The sequence below is a fragment of the Rhizobium sp. CCGE531 genome (assembly GCF_003627795.1).
Taxonomy (GTDB): domain Bacteria; phylum Pseudomonadota; class Alphaproteobacteria; order Rhizobiales; family Rhizobiaceae; genus Rhizobium.
This window is the reverse complement of sequence record NZ_CP032684.1, coordinates 1382785-1407561: the sequence shown is the minus strand read 5'-3', so window position 1 is coordinate 1407561 and position 24777 is coordinate 1382785. Positions and strand designations below refer to the sequence as shown.

Here is a 24777-nt window from a genome sequence, read left to right as displayed (position 1 = left end):
AGCCGCATCGAGGACGCGGCTTCCATATGGATCCTGTTCGAAGACCGCCGGTTACTGAACCGGCTGCTCCATGCCCTGGGTCGTGTCGAGCGCCAACTGGGAATTGCCGTCGAGATTATAGATGTCGTCGCGGAACTGGACGATGCCGTCGCGAGCGCTCCAGGCGGAGATGTAGACGAAATAAACCGGCACTTCTGTCGCCAATGTGATCGGCGTGTTGACGCGGGTGGAGATGACCTGCTCGATATGCTGACGCGGCCAGCCAGGAGTTTCGGTCAGCAGCCAGGTCGCCAGGTCGCGCACGTTCTGAACGCGCACGCAGCCCGAGCTGTCGAAACGCATCAGCTTGTTGAACAGGCCCTGCTCAGGCGTGTCGTGCATATATTCGTTGTTGGGGTTATGAAAGTTGATTTTCGTGGACGCCATGGCGTTCGTCTTGCCGGGGTCCTGGCGGAACATCAGATCCGGCGCCTTGTCCGAATTCCAGTCGATGGTCTCGGGCGAAACTTCCTGACCCTTGCCGTCCAGAAGGCGGATATTGCTCCTCGTCAAATAGGTCGGATCCTTCCGCATGAGCGGCATGATGTCCTTAATGATGATGGAGCGCGGTGCCGTCCAGTAGGGGTTGAGGATGACCTCGTAGATCTTCGAATTGATGATATGCGTCGGTCGCGTTTCCCGACCGACGATAGCTTCGTGGCGCAACGCCACCTGGCCATCCTCTACGGCTTCGACACGGGTCGCCGGGATATTGACCATGAGGTGACGACGGCCGAGATCGGACGGGAACGTCTGCAGGCGAACGAGGTTGGTGTTGAGCTGCTGCAGGCGGACATTGGCGGAAATGTTCATCGCCTTCAGCGTGAACTCGCCGATAACGCCATCCGGCGGCAGGCCGTGGCGCGCCTGGAAACGCTTGACGGCGCCATCCACGTAGGAATCGAAGGACGAGGACGTGCCCGCCTCACGCGGCAAGTCACCGCTGACCATCAGGTGCTGGCGCAAGGACGGCACGGCGGGATCGGTAACGCCGATCTGTAGAGGCTGCTGGCTGGTCGGGTTAACTTGCGGCCAGCCGCCATTCGCAACGATGCTCTGGTACTGGGCAATCGCCTGCTGGATATTCGGCACGGAATCAGGCCCGAGGATTGGCGTGTTCGACTGGACAGCGGCTGCTGTGCGCGCCGCCGCCTTTGCGTCGAACTGATCATCCCAATTGCCGCGAGAACGGTCGTTGATCAGCGCCTCCAGAGGAGTCGCGTTCTGCGCAAGGGCCGGAGCGGCCAATGCGGCAGCCCCAAGAGTTGCAGCCGACCGCAGGAAAGAGCGGCGCGAAAAGGGTTCAATTCCGTTTTTCTTCGACATATCCCAACCGTTCAGCGCTGCGATCCAATCATCGGCAGCTTAGAGAGGAAGCAGTAAATAGCGCGGTTTGCGCCAGGTAACGCAGCTCAGTATCAATCCGTTCCCTTAAAGCACCACCAAAAACTTAGCCCCGAACTATCACAATATCGCGAAGCCAGGATCTTGAGGCCGGAAGGTCGAATTTCGAGAACGCCGCTTGCCGTTCGTTTCCGCTGTCATAGCAATATGGCCAATTCGTGTCACCCGGCATGGAACTTGCCTTGCCGTGCGAGAGCGAAATAGAAGCCTTATTGCATTTGCTAAAATACCACAGCTGCGTGTGGTTCATAGCGTGTATTAACCCCCGGTCAATGGCGCACGCGTCTTGCGGGTTACATGCGACGGAAGGTGGAGAGCGGACGTGGCAAAAAACGCACAATTGCAAACGCTGCAACGCATTCAAGCCGGACACGCAGGGAAACGTGTCCAGCTTGCTTTTACTGGAAGGCTTTATGATCGAGCCGCACCGTTATTTACATGCGGTAAGCGATGCTGTCGTTCCAGAAGCGGTCGAGGCGCTGCAGGAGCTTGTTCATCTGGGTGAATTCGTCGGTGCCGATGCCGCCGACCTTGTCGATCGAGCCGACGTGGCGGTCATAGAGCTTTGCGACGGTTTCGGCGATGTCCTGGCCCGTTTCCGTCAGGCTGATGCGGACCGAGCGACGGTCGATGCGCGAGCGCTGGTGGTTGATGAAGCCGAGGTCGACCAGCTTCTTGACGTTGTAGGAAACGTTGGAGCCGAGGTAGAAACCGCGGGAGCGCAGCTCGCCGGCCGTCAGCTCGGAATTGCCGATGTTGAAAAGGAGGAGTGCCTGGACGGCGTTGACGTCGTCGCGACCCTGACGGTCGAACTCGTCCTTGATGACGTCGAGCAGGCGGCGGTGCAGACGCTCGACCAGGTGGAGCGATTCCATGTAGAGACCCCGGATATCATCAACCTGCTGATCCCGAGCATTTGCAACTGCCTGCGGCTTGATTTTCGTGTTCATCATGACTTGGCCTCACTGTTTGTTTGGCGGTGTCGTTTTCTTCCCGCCTTGAGTGAGACCCTATCGAATACACATAAAATTCTACTTAAACTGCAGGCTTAACAGCACCTTACCATGAAGTCTTGGTGTCTCAAGGTAAATCAACCATTACCTGCTGCCGACGACGCCGGCGCTTTTCCTGCCACAGCAGGACGCGGAAGAGGCAATAGATTACGGCGACGCAGGCATGCAAAATCATGATCAGCGGATTGGAGCCGAATATCTCCGGCCAGACCCCATACATCAACCCCTGCCCGCCTGCCGCCAACACCCACATGACTGGCCCCCAAGAGACAGTCAGCCACAATCCGAGCGCGGCAACTGGAAAGACGACGGCAAGACCGGCGCCCGCGACCTTCCATGGCAGCGTCAGCAGATCGAAGCGGGCATGGCCTTCCAGCGAATAGCCGACCAGCATCGCCCAATATTGCAAGCCGAGCCAAAAGCAGGCGATCGCGATCAGCCGCATGAACAGCACGAACAGGATGTCCGTCAGCGTATTCTTGGGTACGGTCGAAGAATCAGGTTCCATGCGCGAACAATACGTAGGAGGCTTCTGCCCCGCCAGAATATAATGGCTGCGGCTTTTCGCCTGGTTTTGAATCCTGGGGACAGCGTGATAGGTACGCGGCCTATATAGAGTGCCATAAATAGACGAAGAAGGATGGCGGCATCATGGAGAACAAGACGCATCTCGTCGACGAGATCACCGGACATCGCCGCATGCGACGCAACCGCAAGGCCGATTGGACGCGCCGCCTCGTGCAGGAAAACCGGCTGACGGTCGACGATCTGATCTGGCCGATCTTCCTGATCCCCGGCACCGGCATCCTGGAGCCGATCCCCGCCATGCCCGGCGTCAACCGCATGACGGTGGACAAGGCCGTGGAAGCGGCGAAGGAAGCAGCCGATCTCGGTATTCCCGCACTCGCCACCTTTCCGAACATCGAAATGGAGCTGCGCGACGAGACCGGCTCCAACAGCCTCAAGAAGAACAATCTCATCAATCTTGCCACTGCCGCGATCAAGAAGGCCGTGCCTGATATCGGCGTCATCACCGACGTCGCCCTCGATCCCTTCACCAGCCACGGCCATGACGGCATCCTGCGCGGCAATGAAATCGTCAACGACGAGACTGTCGAGCAGGTAGCGCTGGCTGCCGTCTACCAGGCGGATGCGGGTGCCGATATTATCGCGCCGTCGGAAATGATGGACGGGCGCATCGGCGCGATCCGCCAGGCGCTCGACGCCGCCGGCCACCAGAATGTCGGCATCATGAGCTATGCGACGAAATTCAGCTCGGCCTTCTACGGCCCCTATCGCGAGGCGATTTCGACCGGTGGCCTGCTGAAGGGCGACAAGAAGACCTATTACATCGACCCGGCCAACGGCACGGAAGCCGTGCGCGACGCCATGCTCGACGTCGAGGAAGGCGCCGACATGCTGATGGTCAAGCCCGGCCTGCCCTATCTCGACATCTGCTGGCGGCTGAAGGAGGCTTTCGGGCTTCCGACCTTTGCCTATCAGGTCTCCGGCGAATACGCGATGATCAAGGCGGCCGCCGCCAATGGCTGGATCGACGGCGACAGGGTGATGCTCGAAACCCTGCTCGCCTTCAAGCGCGCCGGCTGCGATGGCATCCTCACCTATTTCGCAATGGACGTGGCAAGACATCTCGCACGAAAATAGCGCCGCGCCATTCGCTTATTGTATTTGCCGGACCTGATACCATATGTTCGGCCAATGTTTCCCTTGCCGCGGCCTTGCGTGACCTGTCGGTCGCATAAAAGTCGCAGAGGGATCTTTAACTGGCATTGGCCCCTCGAAGATCCGAAGGATTGAAGGGGCTAGCGCGAAGGAGCAAAAACGATGAGCCTGAACCCCAGCCCGCTCTATGCAGCACCGGACGATTGGCGCGCCTATAGTGGCGTGCTGAGCCGGCGCATCTTCGCATTCATCGTCGATTACATCATCGTCGCGCTGCTCTGCATTCCAGCCGCCGTCGTGCTGTTTTTCGTTTCGATCCTGACGCTGGGACTTGGTTTCATCCTCTATCCCGCGCTCTTCATCATCGTTGCCGGATCGTATTTCGGCTGGACGCTCGGCGGCCCCTACCAGGCTTCGCTCGGCATGCGCGCCATGGGCCTCACCATGGTCCGCGTCGATGGCCGGCGGATGGATTTCCTGACGGCGATCGTCCACCTGGCGCTATTCTGGATTCTGAACTCGGTGCTGACGCCGCTGATCCTGCTGGTGGGCCTTTTTACCGAGCGCAGCCGACTGGTGCACGACCTGCTGCTTGGCACGGTCATCGCCCGCACCGCCTGAAACACGCACATCGCGATATCAAATAGACCACCCCTCGCGGGGCAAACGATCCGCGAGGCGGCACCCGAATGCATCATGAATTAGGAAACTTCGATCTTTAGCGAAGGACGTAGTTGACGTTTTCCAAACTTGGGCCATGCTTGTAGAAAACAGGTGCCGAAAGAAAGGGCAATCAACGGCAGATGAACACGCAGTCGACGCCTTCTCCGCAGTTTTATCTGACGGCACCGGCTGCCTGCCCGTACCTGCCGAACGAGATGGAGCGCAAAGTCTTCACCCATCTCGTCGGCCCCCGCGCAGCCGAGATGAACGATATCCTGACCCAAGGCGGCTTCCGGCGCTCGCAGAACATCGCCTATCGGCCCGCCTGCGAAGCATGCCGCGCCTGCGTGTCCGTACGCATCCTCGCCCAAGAATTTGAGCCCAGCCGCTCGATGCGGCGCATTCTGGCCGCCAATAGCGACGTTATCGCCACCGAATTTCCCGCGCAGCCTTCAAGCGAGCAATATTCGCTCTTCCGCCGCTATCTCGACTATCGCCACCAGCACGGCGGCATGTCCGACATGACCGTGCTCGACTATGCGATCATGGTCGAGGACACGCATGTGAATACCCGCATCATCGAATATCGCCGCCGCGAGGAAGGGGCTGGGCTGGAACAGCGCCCGAAAGGCGAGTTGCTGGCGGCGGCTTTGACCGACGTCATGAGCGACGGGCTGTCGATGGTCTACTCCTACTTCAATCCCGATTTCGACGCGCGATCGCTTGGCACCTTCATGATCCTCGATCATATCAAGCGGACGAAGGCGCTCGGCTTGCCGCATATCTATCTCGGCTATTGGGTCAAGGGCTCGCGCAAGATGGACTATAAGACGCGCTTTCAGCCGCAGGAACATCTCACGCCGCGCGGCTGGGAGCGTTTCGATCCCGCCGACGGCGACAATGACACTTTCCGCTGAATGTCCTCCCGTCTTTCGGATCATCAAAAGGGCCTGTTGCTGACCACGCTCGGCGGGCTCGCCCTATCGATGGACATACCGCTGATCCGGCTTTCCAGCGGTGAGGTCTGGTCGGTGTTGTCGGCACGCAGCCTTGCGACCATCGTCGTGGCGCTCGCCGCACTTTTCGTCGTCCGCCGTGTTACGGGTTCGCTGCGAAGCGTGCTGCCCGGTTGGCTCGGACTTCCCGTCGGCTTCTTCTACGGGTTGACGACCATCGCCTTTCTCCTTGCCGTCTATTACACGACGGCGGCAAACGTCGTCTTCATCATCGCGCTCAACCCGATGTTCACCGCGCTTCTCTCCTGGATTTTCCTCAAGGAGCGCCCTGCCCTTTCGACCTTCATCACCATGGGCGTCATGATCCTCGGGGTCGGCCTGATCGTTGGCGACGGCATGGAAGGTGGCCATCTCTTGGGCGATGCGCTCTCCGTACTCGCATCGTTTTCCATCGCCTGCGCCATCACCATCAGCCGTGCCTCGGGTCGGGATATGGGCTTCGCTTCCTTGCTGGCCGCCGTCATCCCGGCCGCCGTCGGGCTCTACCACATAGCGCCCTCGGGCTTTTCCATCGAACATCCCGGCTGGATCCTTTTCGACGGCGCGGTGCTGATGCCGCTTTCTTTCTGGTGCCTTGCCACCGGCCCGCGCTTTCTCTCGGCACCGGAAGTAGCGATGTTCTATCTGCTGGAAACGATTCTCGCGCCCATATGGGTCTGGCTGATCTTCTTCGAGGCGCCCACCAACATGACGCTTGCCGGCGGCGGCATATTGATCCTGGCGCTTGCCGCTCACTCGCTCTGGCAGGCGCGGGTGAAGGCGAGAGCAGCAATCATCGCGCAAGCCCTCGCGCCTTGAAGCAACGCTCCTCCAATGTTATAACTAGGTTATTACATTGGAGCTGAGATATGAACGTCACCATCCGCAAGATCGGCAATTCCGAAGGCGTGATTATTCCGAAGGAAATCCTTGATCAGCTTGGTCTTGGAGCCGGTGACAGCTTGGAAGTCAGTTTGAAAGATGGTGGATTGCTGATGCAGCCGGCTGACGCGGATTTTGCACGCCAGATGGAGCATGCGCAGCGCTTCATGGATCAATACAAAGTGGCGCTCAAGAAGCTGGCGGAGTAATGCCCTTTATCTTCCTGACTAGGCCGCTCATTGAGCAATTGCACAAGATGCAGATCAAAAGGTTCGGCGGTTCCTATGGTCTACGAGACGAGGGCTCCCTCGAATCCGCCTTGGCACGCCCGATTAACAAAGCTCAATACGGCGGTGATGACATCATCGAACTAGCGGCCGCTTATCTATTTGGGCTGGTGAAAAACCACGCCTTCATAGATGGCAACAAACGCATCGCCATCGTGGCGACCGCAGTCTTTCTTATGGAAAACGGCTACCGTATTCAAACGACGGACGCCAATCTTTACAGCTTCGTCATAGCGGTGGCCACCGGAGAAATCGATGAAGAGGGAGCTACACGTTTTCTGCGAGACGTCTGCGTCCCCCACACTGATTGAAGCCTTCAGGCGTCGATCGGCCCTCGTCAAGCTTCAGGCTTTCGCAGTCGAGACGCCATACCACCCGGCCCTTCGCCAGGGCTCAGGGCGTTCGTCGCTGCAATCGACCGCGACGGCCGATTGCCTTTAGCTCAGCTCAACCAAGCCTTACCCCGAAAACCTGCCGCTTCTCGGGAAGCCCTTTGGCACGGCTCTGCCGGCGCCGGCGCGATCGCCCAGCCATTCCGCCAGTTCGTCCTTGGTCCTGGTGAAGGTACGGCCGGCGCTGTCTTCCCATGTCAGGCCGTCGGCAATCACGAAGCACCGGATGTCGGCAATGCCGCCATCCTTGTAGCGCTGCAGGCGCACGCCCTTGCCGCGCGACATTTCCGGCACCTGCGAAAGCGGGAAGATGACCATCTTGCGGTTCTCGCCGACCACGGCGACATGATCGCCGGAAATCGGCACGAGAAGCTTCGTCTCATCGGGATAGGAGACGTTCATGATCTGCTTGCCCTTGCGGGTATTGGCGACCAGCTCCGCCTCGGGCACGATGAAGCCGTTGCCCGCCGTCGACGCGATCAACTGCTTCCGCTGAGGATCGTGGACGAAGGCGGTCAGCACGTCCTGGTCGTTCTCCATGTCGATCATGATGCGCAGCGGCTCGCCATGGCCACGGCCGCCTGGCAGCTTGTCGCCGCCGAGCGTATAGGCCTTGCCGCCGGTCGTGATGATGAGGATCTTGTCCGTCGTCTGCGCCGGGAAGGCAACCTTCAGACCATCGCCCTCCTTGAAGGTCAGCGACGAGGTATCGGAAATATGGCCCTTCAGGGCGCGGATCCAGCCTTTTTCAGAGACGACGACGGTGATCGGCTCCTTCTCGATCATCGCCTGCTGAATGGCGGCATCGTCGGCTTCCGGCGCTTCGGCAAATTGCGTGCGGCGGCGGCCGATCTCGGTCGCCTTGGCGAATTTCTTCTTCACCTCGCCGATTTCCCAGGAAACCGTCTGCCACTGCTTTTCTTCCGAGGCGAGCAATGCCTCGATATCGGCCTTCTCCTTGGTCAGGCCGTCGAATTCCTTGCGGATCTCGAACTCTTCCAGCTTGCGCAAGGACCGCAGCCGCATGTTGAGGATCGCCTCGACCTGATTGTCCGTGAGGCCGAACCGCTCCATCATCACGGGCTTCGGCTCGTCCTCCTCGCGGATGATGGCGATGACCTCGTCGATGTTGAGGTAGGCGATCAGGAAGCCGCCGAGGATCTCCAGCCGTTTTTCGATGGCGGCGAGCCGGAAGCGCGAGCGGCGCAGCAGCACTTCGCGGCGATGATCCAGCCATTCCTTCAGCACTTCGTTCAGCGCCATGACCTTGGGAATGCGGCCCATGGACAGAACGTTCATGTTCAGCGGGAAGCGGCTCTCCAGCTCCGTCAGCTTGAACATCGATTCCATCAGGATCGTCGCGTCGACGGTACGGCTCTTCGGGATCAGGACGACGCGGATATCCTCCGCGGATTCATCGCGGATGTCCTCGAGCAGCGGCAGTTTGCGCGCGATAAGCAGTTCGGCGATCTTTTCGATCAGCCGCGACTTCTGCACCTGGAACGGGATTTCGGTAATGACGATCTGGTAGCCGCCACGGCCGAGATCCTCGATCTCCCATTTGGAGCGAACGCGGAAGCCGCCGCGGCCGGTCTTGTAGCTTTCGATGATGCTCTGGCGATCGTCGATGATGATGCCACCCGTCGGAAAATCCGGGCCGGGAATATAGAGTTCCACGAGCTTCTCGACGGTGGCATCGCGATCCTTGATCAGATGCAGCGCGGCGTCGCAGAGCTCATGGGCGTTGTGTGACGGAATGGAGGTCGCCATGCCGACAGCAATGCCGGAGGAACCGTTGGCGAGCAGATTTGGAAAGGCGCCCGGCAGAACAATCGGCTCGGAATTCGACTCGTCGTAGGTATCGCGAAAATCGACCGCATCCTGATCGATCCCTTCGAGCAGCAGTTCGGAAACCGCCGTCATCTTGGACTCGGTGTAGCGCATCGCGGCCGGGCTATCGCCGTCGATATTGCCGAAATTGCCCTGGCCGTTGACCAGCGTGTAGCGCTGCGAGAAATCCTGCGCCAGGCGCGCCAGCGCGTCATAGATCGACTGGTCACCATGCGGGTGATAGTTACCCATCACCTCGCCGACGATCTTGGCGCATTTGCGGAAGGCGGCATTGGGGCGAAGCCCCATCTCGCTCATCGCATAGACGATGCGGCGATGCACCGGCTTCAACCCGTCGCGAACGTCGGGAAGCGCGCGTTGCGTAATGGTCGACAGAGCATAGGCCAGATAGCGCTCTTCGAGCGCGGCCTTCAGGTCGACCGGAACGATGTTGTCGTCGCCGTCACCGGACGGCGGTGTAAGATTTTGTCCCATGGCCCTTGACTATCGGAGATGGCGATTCCCGGCAAGAAATCAGCGGAAAGCACCTGTGGATGAAGGCATTTCGGCCATCCTGCGAGATGGCCACCGATACATTTTTGCTGCACCTGCTTTCAACGCTCATTGTCATTGGATTTTCGGAGAAAGATCAATATAAGTCAGCGCAGTACACGCTCAATCTGTACGCCCCCGCCAATATACTACCGGCTCAACGAGGAAACGCCATAATGACTTTCTATCGGACCACGCGGCTGATGCTCTGCAGCGCTGCCATCCTGTCCTTCGCCAGCTCGGCCTTCGCCCTTGACGGCAACGACCTGCTGAAGAAGATCAACGACATCTACGGCCAGCAGGGCGCTTCGATTGCCGCTGGGGGTATCGATATCGACGGCGACACCGTGACGCTGAAGGACGCAAGCTTCAAGGCGACCGGCATGGAAGACAGCATCCCGCTCGGCGAAATCACCCTGGACGGCGTCGAGGAAAACAACGGCGGTTACACGATCGAGGAAATCGACTTCGCGGATGTCGATTTCAACAAGGATGGCGCGGCTTTTTCGGCCAGCGACCTCAAGCTGAACGGCGTCGAAGTTCCGGCTGACGCAACCAAGGGCGACCTCGCCTCGCTCCTCTATTACAAGAGCGCCCATGCCGGCGCCCTCTCCGTCACCAAAGACGGCACCGAAGTGTTCTCGATCGAGGGCGCCGATGCAACGATGAACAAGCGCGGCGACAAGTCGGGCCTCGACTTCGACGCAAAGATCAACGGCGTCAAAGCCGATCTCAGCAAGGTCGACGACCAGAAGTCAAAGGAAGCGATCGAAGCGCTCAAGCTGCAACAGATCGATGGCACGATCGCCATGAAGGGCAGCTGGGAGATCGGTCCCGGCACGATCAATATCTCCGAATATTCCTTCGACTTCAAGGATATCGGCAAGCTGAACCTCGCCTTCAGCATTTCCGGCTACACGCCCGCTTTCGCGAAGTCGCTGCAGGAAGCGCTCAAGACGGTTCGCTCCAATCCGAACCAGCAGGAAGCGCAACAGTCGGCTGGCCTCGCCATGCTGGGCCTTCTTCAGCAGCTGACCTTCAACAGTGCCGCGATCCGCTTCGACGATGCCTCGATCACCACGCGCGCGCTCGATTTCGCCGGCAAGCAGCAGGGCGTCACGGGCAAGCAGCTGGCCGACACGCTGAAGGCGATGACGCCGATCATGATGGCGCAGCTCAACATTCCGGAACTGCAGAACGCCGTTTCATCGGCAGTCAATGCCTATCTCGACAATCCGAAGAGCCTGACCGTCACCGCCGCCCCCGGCAAGCCGGTGCCGGTGCCGATGATCATCGGCGCCGCCATGGGCGCGCCGCAGACGATCCCGCAGGTCATCGGCCTCAAGGTCTCCTCGAACGACTAAGCCGTCGTTCGTTCCCGATGCTATTCAGAAACCCGGCGATCTCGGTCGCCGGGTTTTTCTTTGCGGCGAGTTAGGTTTCTTGCCTCAGCTGATACTTCTTCAGTTCGCTGAGACCGTGGAACATCAGGGCAAGCAATTCGTCCGTGGTCGCACCGTCGCGCGCCTGGACGGACATGCCCTGCACGATCGCTCCAAGAAAGCGCGCAAGCGAGCGAGCGTCAGCGTCCGACCGCATGTCGCCTTCCGCGATGCCACGTTCGATCCTAGCGGTGAAGATATCCAGCGTCTGCAAGCGCATCGATGCGACGTGATGGGCGATCGGTTCGTTTTCTTCGGCGCAATTCAGCACCGCCGTCGATATCATGCAGCCCTTCGGGTGTTCCGGGGCAGTGAAGATCTTGGCGGAATTCGTCAGAAAGCGCTCGAAGGCCGCCGCCGTATCCATCTTGTCCTGAAACGGATTGCCGGGCTCCGGCCGCGGCATGCGGCGATACTGTTCGAGCGTCTCCCGATAAAGCTCCGCCTTCGAACCGAAGGCGGCATAGAGGCTCTGCGGCGTGATCCCCATCGTCGCCGTCAAATCGGCGATGGAGGAACCGTCGTAGCCATGTCTCCAGAATGTGTCGCGCGCCGCGGCGAGAACCGTTTCGCGATCGAAGGCAGGCGGGCGCCCGCGTTTGCGCGGCGAAGGATTTTCCGTCTCTTTCTTATTTTTCACAATGGTCACTCTAGAAATATCTTCCGATCTGGTTTACTCAGGAATGGTCGTTGTGATTATAGAAGGTTTTGCCCCATGAGTCTTCCCTTGAAAAATTCCACGTACCCGGACGCCGGCAGCCTTGCTGAAGGCGTCGACATCGCGATTGATTCCGCCTTGTCGGACAAGAGGCTGGTCGGAGCGGTGGTCCTCATCGCCCGGCACGGAGAGCTGGTCTATCGCCGTGCCGCCGGGCTGGCGGATCGGGAAAACAGTGTGGCTATGCGGGAGGATGCCATCTTCCGCCTTGCCTCCATCACCAAGCCGATCGTCACAATTGCCGCCATGCGGCTCATCGAACGGGGCCGCATCGGGCTCGACGATCCGATCACCAAATGGCTGCCGGATTTCAGGCCGCGTCTGCTTGATGGCGGCGAGGCGGTGATCCGCATCCGGCATCTGCTATCCCATACATCCGGCTTGGGCTACGCGTTCTCCGGCGACGAGAATGACCCCTATACCCGCGCCGGCGTGTCGGACGGGCTCGACCAACCCGGCCTGCCGCTTGCGGAAAACCTGCGTCGCCTTGGGAGCGCTCCCTTGCGTTTCGCACCCGGCGAAGGCTGGGAATACTCGCTCGCAATGGACGTGCTCGGCGGCGTCCTCGAAAAGGAAACCGGCGGCGTTCTCGGCGATGCGGTTGCAGAGCTTGTCATGAAGCCGCTCGGTCTTTCCGATACTGCCTTCTCCGTCCGTGACCGCAGCCGCCTGGCTGCCGCCTATATCAATGGCGCATCGGAACCGCAGCGGATGGGGGACGAGGCGCTGGCCCCGATCCTCGATGGCACGATCCGCTTTGCGCCGGACAGGATATTCGATCCAAGTTCCTACCAGTCCGGCGGCGCGGGCATGGCCGGAACGGCCAGTGACATCCTTGCGATCCTCGAAACCGTGCGCAAGGGCGGCTCGCCGCTGCTTTCTGCCGAGACCGTGAAGACGATGATGACCGATCAGGCGGGCGGCCATATGAACGCGCAGCAGGCCGGCTTCGGCTTCGGCTATGGCTGGTCCGTCGTCCTCGATCCTGTCGTGGCGCAGGTTCCCTTCTCCGCAGGCACGATCAAATGGGGCGGCGTTTACGGCCACAGCTGGTTCGTCGATCCAGAGAAAAAGCTAACTGTGGTGGCGCTGACCAACACGGCGCTCGAAGGCATGTGGGGCCAATTCACCATCGACCTTCGCGACGCGATTTACGCCGCTCTCTAGCCAAAGCACATGCCAAACAAAAACCCGGCGATTTCGATCGCCGGGTTTTGCATTTCATCAAGCTTGTAAAGACCTCAGTCCTTCTTGACCGGCGGTACCGGGCGGATGGCCAGTTCGCGCAGCTGCGTCGGCGTTGCGGTCGAGGGAGCGCCCATCAGTAGATCCTGCGCCTGCTGGTTCATCGGGAACAACGAGATCTCGCGCAAGTTCTTGGCGCCGACCAGCAGCATGATGATGCGGTCGATACCGAAGGCAGCGCCGCCATGCGGAGGCGCGCCGTACTGGAAGGCGCGGTAGAGGCCGCCGAAACGCTCTTCGACGTCGGTCTGGCTGAGGCCGACCTTTTCGAAGGCGGCGACCATGGTCTCCGGCGACTGGTTACGGATCGAGCCCGAAGCGATTTCGAAGCCGTTGCAGACGGCGTCGTACTGGAAGGCCTTGATCGTTAGCGGATCCTGGCTCTGCAGCGCCTCAAGGCCGCCCTGCGGCATCGAGAACGGGTTGTGCGCGAAGTCGACCTTCTTTTCTTCCTCGCTCCATTCGAAGAACGGGAAGTCGACGATCCAGCAAAGCTCGAAACGATCGCGGTCGACCAGGTTCAGCTCCTCGCCGGCCCTGGTGCGGGCCTCGCCGGCAAACTTGTAGAACTTGTCCGGATCGCCCGCAACGAAGAAGCAGGCATCGCCGTCGCCGAGGCCGAGCTGGGTGCGGATCGCATCCGTACGCTCCTCGCCGATGTTCTTGGCAAGCGGGCCGGCGCCTTCGAGCTTCTCGCCTTCCTTGCGCCAGAAGATGTAGCCGAGGCCCGGCTGGCCCTGGCTCTGCGCCCAGGCGTTCATGCGGTCGCAGAAAGCTCTGGAGCCGCCGGTCTTGGCCGGGATCGCCCAGACCTGAACCTTCGGGTTCGAGGCAATCATGTTGGCGAAGACCTTGAAGCCCGAGCCGGCAAAATGCTCGGTTACCGCTTCCATGACGATCGGGTTGCGCAAGTCCGGCTTGTCGGAGCCATACTTGCGGATGGCGACGTCATAGGGGATGCGTGGCCATTCCTTGGTGACCGGCTTGCCCTCGGCGAACTCCTCGAAGACCTGGGTCATCAGCGGGGCCATCGTGTTCCAGACGTCTTCCTGCGTCACGAAGCTCATTTCAAGGTCGAGCTGGTAGAATTCGCCCGGCAGCCGGTCGGCGCGCGGGTCTTCGTCGCGGAAGCAGGGCGCGATCTGGAAATAGCGGTCGAAGCCGGCAACCATCAGCAGCTGCTTGTACTGCTGCGGCGCCTGCGGCAAGGCATAGAAAGTGCCGGGATGAATGCGGCTTGGCACCAGGAAGTCGCGCGCGCCTTCCGGCGACGATGCCGTCAGGATCGGGGTCGTGTATTCGGTGAACCCGACTTCGCCCATGTGGCGACGCATGGAGGAGATGACCTGCGTGCGCTTGACGATGTTCCGGTGCAGCGTTTCGCGGCGAAGGTCGAGGAAACGATACTTCAGGCGAACGTCTTCGGGATAGTCGGGCTCGCCGAAAACAGGCAGCGGCAATTCCTTGGCGGCGGAGAGCACTTCGATCTCCTGAGCGTAGAGCTCGATCTCGCCGGTCGGCATGTTCTTGTTGATCGTGTCTTCGGTACGCGCCTTCACCAGGCCGTCGATGCGGATGACCCATTCGCCGCGCACGGTTTCGGCGAGCTTGAAGGCCGGAGAATCCGGGTCGGCAACGACCTGGGTGATGCCATAGTGATCGCGCAGATCGATGAACAGCACTCCGCCATGATCTCGGACGCGATGAACCCAGCCGGAGATGCGGACGGTCGAACCGACGTCGGACTTGCGCAGGGCGGCGCATGTGTGGCTGCGATAGCGATGCATATTATATATATCCTGGACTTGGCGGGCGGCGGCGAAAGGACACGCAGGCCCCTCGCCCGCCGACGAGAAAATCGGGCGGAAAAGCGCATGGTGCGCCCGATTTGTCAAGGCTCGAACACCGCTTCTATCTCGCCCCAGGCGGGCGAGAAAGCAAAAACTAAGACTTAGATGAGGGCTCGTCCCTCCTCTAAGTCTTAGTTTTTGCAAGAGAGGGGGTAGGCAGGGACGCACAGAGCTCTTGAACTAGATTGAACAAGAAGCGGACCCCCGCTCTTGCAATTTCAATGGCTTAGAAATTGCGCCAAGCTTCAGAATACCGTGAAAACTCTGTTTCGCAATTCCTAAACCAATGAAATTGCTTTCCCGCCCGCCAGGGGCAGGATAGAGCCGCTCCTCTCCCGCCCTCTAGCTCATTCCCCAGTGTTTTATCCAGCATCGCGAGACTCACCACCACCCATATCAGCATCCACAAGTAGCCGCTGCGGCAGTTTGGCTACCTCGATGCTATTGCTGAACATCGAGGTCAACTTTAAACAGGCATCCATAGATCTTCGTCCCCGGAGCCTGACATGCCGATCCTCACCCGCCGCAATCTCTTGAAAGCTTCAGCCGTTGCCGGAGCCTATGGCGTTGGTCTCGGCATCGCCGGAAGGCTTGCGGGCAAGGCGGCGGCAGCCGAGCCGCTCTCGCTGAAGACGGCCAAGATCGAGGCCAATCTGACGGATGGCGGCGCCACCAGGAGTGTGCTGACCTATGGCGACGCCGGCATGCCGCCGGTCGTGCGCATGAAGAAGGGCGAGGCTTTCGCGGCCCGGCTCATCAACGGCATAGACGATCCGACGACCATCCACTGGCACGGCATCCGCCTTCCGAACGCCATGGACGGCGTGCCGTTCCTCACCCAGCCCTACGTCTATACCGGCGATCATTTCGACTATGCCTTCACCCCGCCCGACGCCGGCACCTTCTGGTATCATCCGCATTGCAACACGCTGGAGCAGATGGGCCATGGCATGACCGGCGTCATCGTGGTCGAAAACCCGAAGGATCCTGCTTTCGATTCGGAAGTGGTGCTCAATCTGCGCGATTGGCGCCTGGGGGGAGATGGACAGTTCATTGCGCAGTTCCGGCCACGCGATGCCGCCAAGTCCGGAACCTACGGGACAGTCCGAACCGCGAACTGGCAGCAGCAGCCGCAATATGACTCGCCCTCTGGCGGCCTTGTGCGCCTGCGCATTGCTATCACCGACGTCACGCGCATCTACTCCTTCCGCATGGACGGCGCGGAAGCGACCGTGATCGCGATCGACGGCAATCCCGTGCCGCAACGATTTCCGCTCGATCTCCTGCAGCTCGGCCCGGGTCAGCGGCTGGAGCTTGCCGTACGCATGCCCGACAGCGAGGGCGCGGTCGTCAAGCTCGAGGATATCAAGGGCACCGATCCGAAGGTGCTGGCAACGCTGCGCGCGGTCGGCAGCTCGCTGAAGCGCGACGTCCGCGATCTGGCGCCGCTGGAAGACAATCCCGTGCAGAAGGCCGATCTTGGCGCGGCAACGCATATCCCGCTCATTCTCAGCGCCACGGCGGAGAATACGGCCGACAACAGCATTTGCGGCTCGCTCGGCTACAGCTTCTGGGCCATCAACAAGGTGCCCTGGCCCGGCGATACCCCCGATCCGACGGCGCCGCTTGCCGAACTCAAGCTCGGCAAGAGCTATGTCATCGACATGGAAAACGTCACCCCGCACAGCCATCCGATCCATCTGCACGGGATGAGCTTCACGGTTCTGTCCTCCTCGACGCGGCAGGTACAGCCATTCGTGTCCGACACCTATCTGATCCAGCCGAATGAAAAGGTTCAGCTCGGCTTCGTTGCCGACAATCCCGGCGACTGGCTGCTGCATTGCCACATCATCGAGCATCAGAAGACGGGCATGACCAGCTATGTGCGGGTGGCATAGGCAGCGGCAAACGGCACTGGCGCCAGGCCGGTTTCGATCCCGGTTTTGATCGAAGCGCCTTCCGCTTGCATTAATTTCAGCCAAAAGTGAAATGCGGCAAAGGCTTTGCCCGCGAAAGTATTGACATATCCGGCTGAAAGGAGAAGGAAGTTAAACAACTATTTTACCGATGAATGTGTTGAGATGATCGAAAATACCGCCCAATTGGAGGCGGCCTGCCGCGAGCTGGCCAAGTCGGAATTCATTACGATCGATACGGAGTTCCTGCGAGAAACGACCTTCTGGCCGGAACTGTGTTTGATACAAATGGCAAGCCCCACAACCGAGGTGCTGGTGGATCCGCTGGCCAAAGGTTTGGATTTGGCGCCATTTTTCGAGCTGATGGCCAATCCTTCGGTTCTGAAGGTATTCCACGCCGCGCGCCAGGATATCGAAATCATTTTCCATCGCGGCAACCTCATTCCGCATCCGATCTTCGATACGCAGGTCGCGGCGATGGTCTGCGGCTTCGGCGATTCGGTTTCGTACGATCAGCTCGTCAGCCGCATCAAGAACGTCCATATCGACAAATCCTCGCGCTTCACCGATTGGAGCCGGCGTCCCCTCTCGGAAAAGCAGCTGGACTATGCGCTTGCCGATGTGACCCATCTGCGCGACGTCTACCTCTCGCTCAACGAGCAGCTGGAGCGAGAGGGCCGCGCCTCCTGGCTGCAGGAGGAAATGGCAATCCTCGAGGCACGCGAAACCTACGATCTGCATCCCGATGACGCCTGGCAGCGCCTGAAGATGCGGCTGCGCAAGCCGCAGGAGCTCGCGGTTCTGAAATATGTGGCTGCCTGGCGCGAGCGTGAAGCGCGCGCCCGCAATGTGCCGCGCGCCCGCGTGCTGAAGGATGACGCGATCTATGAGATCGCCCAGCAGCAACCGAAGGACAGCGAGGCGCTTGCACGGCTGCGCACCGTCCCGAAAGGCTGGGAACGTTCGGCCGCCGGCACGACAGTGCTCGAGGCAATCAATGAGGCGCTGGCATTGCCGAAATCGGATATGCCGCATCCGCCGCGCCATCAGCAGGCGCCCGAAGGTACGGCAGCAGCCTCGGAACTGCTGAAAGTGCTGCTGAAGCTCATCGCCGAGAAGCATGGCGTCGCACCGAAAGTGATCGCCAACAGCGACGATCTCGACAAGATCGCCGCCGAAGGAGAAAAAGCCGATGTGGCGGCCTTGACCGGCTGGCGGCGCGATCTCTTCGGCGAGACGGCCCTGCAGCTGATCCAGGGCCAGGTGGCCCTGCGCTTCGTCGGCAAGCGGATCGAGACCGTCACCCTCTAGCGGCGACATTATCCTTCCCCAATCCCTTGCAATTGCGTATGATTCGCAAAGGGATATGGCGGCCGCAATCACGATTGCGCCGCAAATCTCGTGGAATGAACGTCCGATGTAATCGTTCTATTCGATGACGTTCCGGTTTGCCGACGCAATTCCGCGTCGATGACAGGCGTCGTTTCTCGGCGGAAAAATGAATGGGCATTCTCCATTCGATACGCAACTGGATCCTGATATCGCTGCTTGTCGCCTCGACCGGCGTCATCTACGGCAAGATATTTTTCCCGCAAGCGCCAATGTATATCGGCGCGATCTTCGCCGTGTTCTGCGGCATGCCGCTGCTCGCCTTCGAACGCCGCATGATCCTGCCGCGGCTGAACGTCTGGATGCATCGCCTGCCGACGCCGGCCTTTATCCTTTCGGCTCTCATCGTCGATTTCCTCCTGATGAGCGTCGGCTATGCCACAGCAGGCAGCCTCATGAAACTGCTTGGCCTGGTCGACGGCTCCTGGGAAGACCTCACGCTGCTGAAGATCGACGTCTATCTCTATGCCGTCGTGGTAACGGCCATCATCATTTTCATCGGCCGCGTGCGGGAACTGCTCGGCCGCGACGTCTTCCTCAGCCTGCTGACCGGCCGGTACCGCAATCCTGTGCAGGAGGAGCGCGTATTCCTCTTCATCGATCTCGTCGGCTCGACTGCCTTCGCCGAGGAGCATGGCGACCTGAAGACACAGGAGTTTCTGGGCGCGGTGTTCGGCGCCATGGCCGAACCCGTTCGGCGACATAAGGGTGCGATCGACGACTATATCGGCGATGCCGCCATCATCACCTGGCCGCTTCGACGCGGCGTGAAGAATGCCAATTGCGTACGCTGCGTCTTCAATATCCTCAACGATATCGAAAAGAATGCCGAAACCTGGCTGAAATCCTATGGCAGGGTGCCGCGCCTGCGCGCCGCCTTGCATGGCGGCAGCATCGTGACGGGCGAAATCGGCGTCGACCATCACAAGATCGCCTATTTCGGCGACACGGTGAACACCACCGCGAGGCTGGAATCGCTCTGCAAGACGCTGGAGCGCCAGGTGCTGATTTCGAGCGATCTTGCCAGACGGCTCGATCTGCCCGAAGCGATCATCAAGGAGGAGCTCGGGGAGCATGCCGTTCGCGGCCGCGATCAGCCTCTCGGCGTGATCGCGCTTCATACGCAAAGCCGGGAAGCTCTGAAAACAATCCGCGGCAGATTGTAGACAATGCAGCGTTACGGCTGCATTTCGAGATCGATGCGCGCCTGAGCTTCACACCTTATGGGTTGTCCACAGTCACCAAAACTTCACCTGAGCGTTAATTCGCCGACATGGCTCGCCTGTTAAGCGGGATTGTTTCGCCACTCCTCGCCAACAAGGTGACATGATGACCCGAATTCTTTCCGCCTCCACGGCGCTCTTCATTTTGTTTGCTGCCTCGGCCCAGGCCGACGAGCAGCAATTCAAGGCAAAGCTTGCCGGACAGGCCATTCTGCCGGCCAACACCGTCACTGCCGCCCCTGCCGATGCGCCCGGCTTCCTGAAGACCTCCGGCAAGTTCACTACGCCGGATCGCAAGCGCACCGACGCGCTCGGCACCGTGCCGGGCAAGGACGGCGCCCGCGTCACCGATCTGAAGCTACCCTTCGACGGCCAGCCGATCCAGGGCTTTTCCGGCATCAAGACCATGCCTGACGGCACCTTCTGGACACTCTCCGACAACGGCTTCGGCTCCAAGCAGAACTCCAGCGATGCAATGCTCTTCCTGCATCAGCTTAAATTCAACTGGGATAGCGGCAAGGTCGAGGTCGTCAAGAACCTGTTCCTCTCCGATCCGAACAAGAAGGCCCCCTTCCCGATCGTTCTCGAAGGCGCCGACAAACGCTATCTGACTGGCTCCGATTTCGATATCGAATCGGTCCAGCCGGTTGCCGACGGCTTCTGGATCGGCGACGAGTTCGGTCCTTATCTCCTGAAGTTCGATACGAGCGGCCAGCTGACGGACGTCTTCCCGACGACGCTCGACGGCAAGCCCGTCATGTCTCCCGACAACGCCCTGCTGCAGCTGCCGGGCAATCCGACGCAGAAGATGCCGGCCTTCAACCTGAAGCGCTCGGGCGGCTTCGAAGGCCTTGCCATGTCGAAGGACGGCTCCAAGCTCTATGGCTTGCTTGAAGGCGCGATCTACAAGGATGACGGCCAGATGGAGAGCGTCGATGGCAAAACGGCCGTCCGCGTCATCGAATTCGACGTCGCCTCGAAGAGCTGGACCGGCCGCAGCTGGCTTTACCCGTTCGCGGACAAGGGCGCCTCGATCGGCGATTTCAACATGCTCGACGAAACGACGGCCCTGGTCATCGAACGCGACAACGGCGCCGGCACGAAGGACAAGGCCTGCGCCGATCCCAAGCAGCCGAAGCCGGATTGCTTCGAGGCTCCGGCCGAGCTGAAGCGCGTCTACAAGATCGAATTCAGCGACGCCAATGTCGGCAAGTCCGTTCGCAAGATCGGCTATATCGACCTGCTGCACATCGAGGATCCGGATCACAAGCGTCGCCAGGGCGGCGGTGACGGCTTCTACGACATGCCTTTCGTCACCATCGAGAATGTCGACCGCGTCGATGCCACGCATATCATCATCGGCAACGACAACAACCTGCCCTTCTCGGCAGGCCGCGCCGTCGACAAGGCCGACGATAACGAGTTCAGCCTTCTTGAAGTCGGTGATTTCCTGAACGCGAAATAAGTCACGACGAAACAGCCTCTCCCTGCTTTGTGGGGAGAGGCTTCAAAACCCTATTCGAAGCAGAAAGCCAGACGACGGTTCGTCAGCTTGCCCAACTGCTGCAGGCGTCCGTCCAGCCTCTCGCCGGCGAAATCGTGATATTCGGCGGGAACGACGAATTCGAGATCGAGATCCGGGTTCGTCGAGCGGCGGAACGACAGATTGCGGACGATGCCGGGCATCGATGCCGAGAAGAGATAGACGACACGCAACAGCCCGCCGAGCAGCTTGGCCCGTTCGATGTATAGCGGGGTGGCGATCGTCGCCAGAGGTTCGGTCGCCCCGTCGTCGTTCAATCCCTCGAAGCGATAGTAATTGGCAAGCGCGATGAAGGCGCGGCCGGCATGGGTGATGCCGACGAAGGACGTATGGGCGATGATGTTCAATGCCTGCAGGCCGCGATAATCCGGATGCGCGCGCCAGCTGATGTCGGCGAGCAGACATGCGGATTGGCGATAACGGCTTTCCTCCTCCGTTTCGGTGATCCCGAAGAAAGGCATCATCCGCCCGGTCCAATCGGCCAGTTCGCGGGCATGCTCCGGCGAGCGGGCACGCAGGATGGCAAGCTCACCGGCAGCGACGAGCAGCGGATCGCTGTTACGCTCCGCTTCGGTCAGAAGGGAGTAGAGATAGCCCTCGCGGACACCCTGTGCGGAAAAGGAGATAACGGACGGCTTCATCGCCGTCAGCACTTCGCGCATGGCGACCGCACCGAAAGGCAGCAGCAAACGGCGATGCTTGGAAACCGCCTGCAACGCCGGATCCTTCGAATCCTTCGAGTCGACGATCTGATCCAGGAAGCGCACCATCTCGTCGAGCGACACTTCATAGCCCTGCATCATGTGCAGCGGATATTTGCGGATCTCCATGTGCAGCTTGGCGATGTTTCGCCATGTGCCGCCGACCGCATAGAACGTGCGGCCTTCGCCCTTGTTCAACAGCTTCGCCGTCTTGACATGCTTGCGCGCGAAGCCGCGTGCCTTTTCGATCGAGCCGCCGGCATATTCGGACAGGCGCAAGCCACCGAGCGGCAGCGTGATGCCCTTGCCGATGTCCCGGTCCTTGATGTCGATCAGCTCCAGCGAGCCGCCGCCGAGATCGCCGGCAATCCCATCCGGATGGAAGAAGCCGCTGACGATGCCGAGCGCGGAGAAGCGTGCCTCCTCCTCGCCGGACAGCACGCGGACCTTGCGCTGCAGAATCACCTCGGCCTGATGGATGAAATGCGGGCCGTTGCTGGCTTCGCGCGCTGCCGCCGTCGCGAGCACATAGATGGTGGATGCGCGCGCCTGATCGGAGAGCGCCTTGAAACGATGCAGCGCAGCCAAGGCTCGCGCCACGCTTTCCTCATCCATCCTGCCGGTCAGCGCTATGCCCTTGCCGAGGCCGCATAGCACCTTCTCGTTGAAAAGGATGGTCGGAGACCGCGAATGGCCTTCATAGACGACAAGACGGACCGAGTTCGACCCGATATCGACAACGGAGACAGGGGCAACACCCGGAAGGCGCCCCTGGGCTTCAGACTCAACCATGCAGGTCCATTTTATTTGCTGCGGCCTGACAGCAGCCCAGCGATGAGTTTCGGTGCGCTGGATTTCAAGGCTTCACCACGACCGGACAGGCTGGGGTTGGTCATGAAATACTGCTGCGCATTAAATGGCTCTTTTCCCTGGCGCACTTCCATGCGCCGTGAGGTCCCGTCCGGCAATATCTCGTAGCTTTGCTGATTGTCAATGATATTGCCCAGCATGATCTGTGAAAGCACCTGTTCATGCACGGTCTTGTTGGTCAGCGGCACGAGGGTTTCGACGCGACGATCAAGGTTTCTCGGCATCATGTCCGCCGAGCCGATATAGACGAGCGCCTTGTCCGACGGCAGGCCCTGGCCATTGCCGAAACAGAAGATGCGGCTGTGCTCGAGAAAGCGGCCGATGATCGACTTGACGCGTATATTCTCCGAAAGGCCGGCCACCTGCGGACGCAGGCAGCAGATGCCGCGCACGACAAGATCGACCTCGACGCCGGCATTGCTGGCGCGATAAAGCGCGTCGATGATGTCGGGATCGACAAGCGAATTCATCTTCATCCAGATTGCCGCCGGATGGCCGTTCTTGGCATACTCGATCTCGCCCTCGATATGCTGGAGGATGCGGCTGCGAAGCGTGTAAGGCGAAACCGCGATCTTCATGTCATGTTCCGGCTCGCCGTAGCCGGTGATGAAGTTGAAGATGTTCGCCATATCGTGGGCGATCTTCGGATCGCAGGTAAAGTAGGAAAGGTCGGTATAGATCTTCGCGGTAACCGGATGGTAGTTGCCGGTGCCCAGATGGCAATAGGTGCGCAGCTTGCCGTCCTCGCGGCGCACAACCATCGACATCTTCGAATGGGTCTTGAGTTCGATGAACCCAAACACGACCTGCACGCCGGCGCGCTCCAGATCGCGCGCCCAGCGGATGTTTGCCTCTTCATCGAAGCGGGCCTTGAGTTCCACCAGCGCCGTGACGGACTTGCCCATGTCAGCGGCATCGATCAGCGCACGGACGATCGGGCTGTCGTTCGAGGTGCGGTAAAGCGTCTGCTTTATCGCCAGAACGTCAGGATCGCGCGCAGCCTGGAGAAGGAACTGGACCACAACGTCGAAGGATTCATAGGGGTGGTGGACCACCATGTCCTTTTCGCGGATCGCGGCGAAACAATCGCCGGCGTGTTCGCGGACGCGCTCAGGAAATCGGGCATTGTAGGGCTCGAAACGAAGGTCGTCGCGCGGGGCCTTGCAGATTTCCGAAAGCGTGTTGAGCGCGAGCAGGCCGGGCAGAACCGCGATGCGGTTTCCCGGAACGTTCAGCGACTCTACCACGAACTGGCGAAGCTCGAGCGGCATTTCGGAGTCGGTTTCGATGCGGATCACCGAGCCGCGGCGGCGGCGCTTCAGCGCGGTTTCGAAGAAGCGCACCAGGTCTTCGGCCTCTTCCTCGACTTCGATATCGCTGTCTCGGATGATGCGGAACGTACCCGAGCCCTGCACCTCGTATCCGGGATAGAGCCTGTGGATGAAGATGTTTACCACATCTTCAAGCGTGATGTAGCGGATGACGTTGCTGGCGTCCGGCAGGCGGACGAAGCGGTCCAGCGCCGGCGGCAGGCGGAGCAGCGCCGTCATGGGTTCGCGGCCGTTCATGCTCTTCAGCTGCAGCGCGATCGAGAAGCCGAGGTTCGGGATGAACGGGAACGGATGCGCCGGGTCGATGGAGAGCGGCGTCAGGACCGGGAAGATCGCCTGCTCAAACTCGGTGTGGAGCCATTGCCGGTCCATGTCGGAAAGAGCGGCCGGGCGAACGATCAGAATGTCTTCCTTGGCGAGATATTGCTGCAGGACAGCGAGCGAAGCCTGCTGTTCCATCTGCAGATTGTCGATCTCGCGCAGGATGTCGTCGAGCTGCTCGGCAGGCGTCTTGCCATCGGGCGTGCGCACCAGGATCTTCTCGCGGACCTGGCCTTCGAGGCCAGCGACGCGCACCATGAAGAACTCATCGAGGTTGGCGGCGGAAATCGAGAGAAAGCGAACCCGCTCCAGCAACGGATGGGCTGTGTTCAACGTCTCCTCGAGGACGCGACGGTTGAACTGCAGCCAGGAAAATTCGCGGTTGATAAAGCGCTCTGGGCTGGTCAGCAGTTCGCTGACGGGAGGTGCTGCCTCTGGGGCTTCCTGGTTGGCGTCCTGATGTTCCGTGAGTGCCGAGTCCATGTTCC

General features: G+C 60.2%; 21 protein-coding genes. 12 read left to right on the top strand and 9 right to left on the bottom strand.

All coding sequences use genetic code 11. The annotated features are described in order from the left end of the window. Positions 1–51: 51 nt before the first annotated feature. The 3 genes from CCGE531_RS06915 to CCGE531_RS06905 form a co-directional block, all read right to left on the bottom strand. Positions 52–1365, bottom strand: coding sequence for a L,D-transpeptidase family protein (locus CCGE531_RS06915; RefSeq protein WP_120663526.1), 1314 nt, complete (start codon positions 1363–1365; stop codon positions 52–54). A 512-nt stretch (positions 1366–1877) separates the two neighbouring features. Continuing rightward, positions 1878–2393, bottom strand: a complete 516-nt coding sequence (locus tag CCGE531_RS06910; protein ID WP_120666578.1) for a MarR family winged helix-turn-helix transcriptional regulator — start codon at positions 2391–2393, stop codon at positions 1878–1880. A 130-nt stretch (positions 2394–2523) separates the two neighbouring features. After that, the gene (locus CCGE531_RS06905) at positions 2524–2964 is read right to left on the bottom strand and encodes a DUF6163 family protein (RefSeq protein WP_120663525.1); all 441 of its coding nucleotides are present in this window, start codon (positions 2962–2964) and stop codon (positions 2524–2526) included. Positions 2965–3107: 143 nt separating this feature from the next. On the opposite strand from CCGE531_RS06905, the gene hemB reads away from it, so the two are divergent. The 6 genes from hemB to CCGE531_RS06875 all read left to right on the top strand — a co-directional run bounded on the left by hemB (position 3108) and on the right by CCGE531_RS06875 (position 7277). Beyond that, positions 3108–4121 carry a porphobilinogen synthase gene (gene hemB, locus CCGE531_RS06900; protein ID WP_120663524.1) on the top strand — a complete coding sequence of 338 codons (1014 nt, stop codon included), beginning with the start codon at positions 3108–3110 and terminating at the stop codon, positions 4119–4121. Between the two features lie 180 nt (positions 4122–4301). Continuing rightward, positions 4302–4760 (top strand): RDD family protein, encoded by a 459-nt coding sequence (locus CCGE531_RS06895; protein ID WP_120663523.1) that lies wholly within the window; start codon positions 4302–4304, stop codon positions 4758–4760. 182 nt (positions 4761–4942) lie between these two features. Then, positions 4943–5719 (top strand): arginyltransferase, encoded by a 777-nt coding sequence (locus CCGE531_RS06890; RefSeq protein ID WP_120663522.1) that lies wholly within the window; start codon positions 4943–4945, stop codon positions 5717–5719. After that, positions 5720–6616 (top strand): DMT family transporter, encoded by an 897-nt coding sequence (locus CCGE531_RS06885; protein WP_120663521.1) that lies wholly within the window; start codon positions 5720–5722, stop codon positions 6614–6616. It begins immediately after the preceding gene. Between the two features lie 50 nt (positions 6617–6666). Further along, on the top strand, positions 6667–6888 hold the full coding sequence (locus CCGE531_RS06880) for an AbrB/MazE/SpoVT family DNA-binding domain-containing protein (protein ID WP_120663520.1): 222 nt from the start codon (positions 6667–6669) through the stop codon (positions 6886–6888). Further along, positions 6888–7277, top strand: a complete 390-nt coding sequence (locus CCGE531_RS06875) for a type II toxin-antitoxin system death-on-curing family toxin (protein ID WP_120663519.1) — start codon at positions 6888–6890, stop codon at positions 7275–7277. The genes CCGE531_RS06880 and CCGE531_RS06875 overlap by 1 nt, the downstream gene beginning before the upstream one ends. Positions 7278–7424: 147 nt before the next feature. Here CCGE531_RS06875 and parC read toward each other — a convergent pair whose 3' ends face one another. Then, positions 7425–9683, bottom strand: a complete 2259-nt coding sequence (gene parC / locus CCGE531_RS06870; protein WP_120663518.1) for a DNA topoisomerase IV subunit A — start codon at positions 9681–9683, stop codon at positions 7425–7427. 233 nt (positions 9684–9916) lie between these two features. On the opposite strand from parC, the gene CCGE531_RS06865 reads away from it, so the two are divergent. Beyond that, a complete protein-coding gene (locus tag CCGE531_RS06865) occupies positions 9917–11104 on the top strand; it encodes a hypothetical protein (protein WP_120663517.1) in 1188 nt (395 codons plus the stop codon). A 70-nt stretch (positions 11105–11174) separates the two neighbouring features. Here CCGE531_RS06865 and CCGE531_RS06860 read toward each other — a convergent pair whose 3' ends face one another. Next, complete coding sequence (locus CCGE531_RS06860; protein ID WP_205586474.1) at positions 11175–11831, bottom strand: TetR/AcrR family transcriptional regulator; 657 nt, start codon at positions 11829–11831, stop codon at positions 11175–11177. Positions 11832–11897: 66 nt separating this feature from the next. On the opposite strand from CCGE531_RS06860, the gene CCGE531_RS06855 reads away from it, so the two are divergent. Next, positions 11898–13067 (top strand): serine hydrolase domain-containing protein, encoded by a 1170-nt coding sequence (locus tag CCGE531_RS06855; RefSeq protein ID WP_120663516.1) that lies wholly within the window; start codon positions 11898–11900, stop codon positions 13065–13067. 74 nt (positions 13068–13141) lie between these two features. Here CCGE531_RS06855 and aspS read toward each other — a convergent pair whose 3' ends face one another. After that, positions 13142–14932, bottom strand: coding sequence for an aspartate--tRNA ligase (aspS, locus tag CCGE531_RS06850; RefSeq protein WP_120663515.1), 1791 nt, complete (start codon positions 14930–14932; stop codon positions 13142–13144). Between the two features lie 569 nt (positions 14933–15501). Between aspS and CCGE531_RS06845 the strand changes: the two genes are divergently transcribed. Further along, positions 15502–16893, top strand: coding sequence for a multicopper oxidase family protein (locus tag CCGE531_RS06845; RefSeq protein ID WP_120663514.1), 1392 nt, complete (start codon positions 15502–15504; stop codon positions 16891–16893). Here CCGE531_RS06845 and CCGE531_RS34155 read toward each other — a convergent pair. After that, complete coding sequence (locus CCGE531_RS34155) at positions 16875–17051, bottom strand: hypothetical protein (protein ID WP_162943855.1); 177 nt, start codon at positions 17049–17051, stop codon at positions 16875–16877. The genes CCGE531_RS06845 and CCGE531_RS34155 overlap by 19 nt on opposite strands. Positions 17052–17076: 25 nt before the next feature. Between CCGE531_RS34155 and rnd the strand changes: the two genes are divergently transcribed. From rnd to CCGE531_RS06830, 3 genes are all read left to right on the top strand, one after another. Beyond that, positions 17077–18222 carry a ribonuclease D gene (rnd, locus tag CCGE531_RS06840; RefSeq protein ID WP_120663513.1) on the top strand — a complete coding sequence of 382 codons (1146 nt, stop codon included), beginning with the start codon at positions 17077–17079 and terminating at the stop codon, positions 18220–18222. A 191-nt stretch (positions 18223–18413) separates the two neighbouring features. Next, a complete protein-coding gene (locus CCGE531_RS06835) occupies positions 18414–19466 on the top strand; it encodes an adenylate/guanylate cyclase domain-containing protein (protein WP_120663512.1) in 1053 nt (350 codons plus the stop codon). 163 nt (positions 19467–19629) lie between these two features. Continuing rightward, entirely contained in the window at positions 19630–20988 is a 1359-nt protein-coding gene (locus CCGE531_RS06830; protein WP_120666574.1) for an esterase-like activity of phytase family protein, read from the top strand. 50 nt (positions 20989–21038) lie between these two features. Here the strand turns inward: CCGE531_RS06830 and ppx are convergent, their stop codons facing one another. Both ppx and CCGE531_RS06820 read right to left on the bottom strand, forming a co-directional pair. After that, positions 21039–22559 (bottom strand): exopolyphosphatase, encoded by a 1521-nt coding sequence (ppx, locus tag CCGE531_RS06825; RefSeq protein WP_120663511.1) that lies wholly within the window; start codon positions 22557–22559, stop codon positions 21039–21041. Positions 22560–22570: 11 nt separating this feature from the next. Next, positions 22571–24772, bottom strand: coding sequence for an RNA degradosome polyphosphate kinase (locus tag CCGE531_RS06820; protein ID WP_120663510.1), 2202 nt, complete (start codon positions 24770–24772; stop codon positions 22571–22573). Positions 24773–24777: the final 5 nt, after the last annotated feature.

Bases quoted from the DNA above. Each gene is read 5' to 3' on its own strand.
- CCGE531_RS06830 (WP_120666574.1), top strand. From the start codon at position 19,630: ATGACCCGAATTCTTTCCGCCTCCACGGCGCTCTTCATTTTGTTTGCT.
- CCGE531_RS06820 (WP_120663510.1), bottom strand. From the start codon at position 24,772: ATGGACTCGGCACTCACGGAACATCAGGACGCCAACCAGGAAGCCCCA.
- hemB (WP_120663524.1), top strand. From the start codon at position 3,108: ATGGAGAACAAGACGCATCTCGTCGACGAGATCACCGGACATCGCCGC.
- CCGE531_RS06880 (WP_120663520.1), top strand. From the start codon at position 6,667: ATGAACGTCACCATCCGCAAGATCGGCAATTCCGAAGGCGTGATTATT.
- rnd (WP_120663513.1), top strand. From the start codon at position 17,077: ATGATCGAAAATACCGCCCAATTGGAGGCGGCCTGCCGCGAGCTGGCC.
- CCGE531_RS06915 (WP_120663526.1), bottom strand. From the start codon at position 1,365: ATGTCGAAGAAAAACGGAATTGAACCCTTTTCGCGCCGCTCTTTCCTG.
- CCGE531_RS06905 (WP_120663525.1), bottom strand. From the start codon at position 2,964: ATGGAACCTGATTCTTCGACCGTACCCAAGAATACGCTGACGGACATC.
- ppx (WP_120663511.1), bottom strand. From the start codon at position 22,559: ATGGTTGAGTCTGAAGCCCAGGGGCGCCTTCCGGGTGTTGCCCCTGTC.
- CCGE531_RS06885 (WP_120663521.1), top strand. From the start codon at position 5,720: ATGTCCTCCCGTCTTTCGGATCATCAAAAGGGCCTGTTGCTGACCACG.
- aspS (WP_120663515.1), bottom strand. From the start codon at position 14,932: ATGCATCGCTATCGCAGCCACACATGCGCCGCCCTGCGCAAGTCCGAC.
- parC (WP_120663518.1), bottom strand. From the start codon at position 9,683: ATGGGACAAAATCTTACACCGCCGTCCGGTGACGGCGACGACAACATC.
- CCGE531_RS06895 (WP_120663523.1), top strand. From the start codon at position 4,302: ATGAGCCTGAACCCCAGCCCGCTCTATGCAGCACCGGACGATTGGCGC.
- CCGE531_RS06875 (WP_120663519.1), top strand. From the start codon at position 6,888: ATGCCCTTTATCTTCCTGACTAGGCCGCTCATTGAGCAATTGCACAAG.
- CCGE531_RS06835 (WP_120663512.1), top strand. From the start codon at position 18,414: ATGGGCATTCTCCATTCGATACGCAACTGGATCCTGATATCGCTGCTT.
- CCGE531_RS06845 (WP_120663514.1), top strand. From the start codon at position 15,502: ATGCCGATCCTCACCCGCCGCAATCTCTTGAAAGCTTCAGCCGTTGCC.
- CCGE531_RS06890 (WP_120663522.1), top strand. From the start codon at position 4,943: ATGAACACGCAGTCGACGCCTTCTCCGCAGTTTTATCTGACGGCACCG.
- CCGE531_RS06910 (WP_120666578.1), bottom strand. From the start codon at position 2,393: ATGAACACGAAAATCAAGCCGCAGGCAGTTGCAAATGCTCGGGATCAG.
- CCGE531_RS06855 (WP_120663516.1), top strand. From the start codon at position 11,898: ATGAGTCTTCCCTTGAAAAATTCCACGTACCCGGACGCCGGCAGCCTT.
- CCGE531_RS06865 (WP_120663517.1), top strand. From the start codon at position 9,917: ATGACTTTCTATCGGACCACGCGGCTGATGCTCTGCAGCGCTGCCATC.